Source organism: Streptomyces sp. NPDC041108 (genome assembly GCF_055592645.1).
The window spans coordinates 1-1277 of record NZ_JBVIYK010000056.1 but is presented as its reverse complement, the minus strand read 5'-3'; the positions used below and the strand labels follow the sequence as shown (position 1 = coordinate 1277).

Below are 1277 nucleotides of genomic sequence, written 5' to 3'. Positions count from 1 at the left end.
AGCACCTTCATCCACGCCCTGGGCGCGACCAGCGCGATCGTGAGCCCGCACCACAGCGACCAGCCGAAGTGCAGGGACGGCATGGCCGCGTACTGGTTGGCCACCTCGGTCAGCCTGCCGTAGTCCGGACGGGAGAAGTCCTGGACGCCGTGGATGGTGTCGATGATGCCGAGGCCGGGCATCAGCCGCGGCGGCGCCAGCGGGTAGAAGAAGAAGCCGACGAGCGCGAGGACCGTGGTGAAGCCGATGGCCGTACGGGCCCAGCGGTAGTCGGCGGGGCGGCGCCGGTAGAGGACGCCGAGGACCGTCAGCGGGACCACGAAATGGAACGACGTGTAGTAGAAGTCGAAGAAGCCCCGCAGCCAGCCGATGCCGACGACCGTGTGGTTGAACCAGTGCTCGACGTCGAGGAACAGGGCCCTCTCGATCGTGAGGATCTGCGCGGCGTGCTCCTCGGCGGCGGCCCGGCTGCCGGTGGCCTCCAGCCGGGTGCGCTGGTAGGCCGCGTACGTGACACGGATCAGCAGCAGTTCGAGGAGCAGGTTGGGCCGGGTGGCCACCCGGCGCAGCAGTGGGGCCCGGCTGAAGCGGGTCCTCGGCTTCGGGGCGTACTGCGTGGGGATCGGCGTCCGGTGGTACTGCGAGGTGCGGGACAGGAACGGCACGACGAGCGCGGCGGCGAGCGCGGCCAGCAGGACGACGTTGTCACGCAACGGCTGCAGGACGGCCGCGTTCGGCACCATCATCTTCGCGGGCAGCGTCAGCACCAGGACCACGGCGACCGGCCACGCGTATCGCGAGGAGGCCCTCCTGCCCACCCGGCCGGCCACGGTGAGCAGCACCCACAGCAGCTGGTGCTGCCAGGACGTCGGCGAGACGGCGACCACGACACAGCCGGTGAGCGCGACCGCGAGCAGCAACTGCCCGTCGCGGGCGTAGCGCACGGCCCGCCGCATGCCCAGTACGGCGACGGCGGCGGCCAGCGTCAGGAAGACGCCGATCTCCAGCGGACCCGAGAGACCGAAACGCAGCAGGGCACCGTGCAGGGACTGGTTGGCGAGGTCGTCGGCCCGGCCGCCGAGGCCGACACCGGCGAGGTGGTGCACCCAGTAGGTGTACGAGTCGTACGGCAGCGCGGCCCAGGCGAGCACGGTGGCCCCGGCGAACGTGATCCCCGTGCTCGCGGCGGCGCGCCGGCGGTCGGTGAACCACAGCAGCGGCACGAACAGCAGCACGGTCGGCTGGAAGGCCGCGGCGAACCCGACACAGACACCGCC

Annotated in this window: 1 protein-coding gene; it reads right to left on the bottom strand. The window is 71.5% G+C overall.

Features of this window, described 5'->3' with window-relative positions:
• Window positions 1-1277: bifunctional glycosyltransferase 87/phosphatase PAP2 family protein (locus ACZ6BB_RS42175; protein ID WP_471620375.1), on the bottom strand; the 1277-nt coding region annotated here is incomplete at both ends.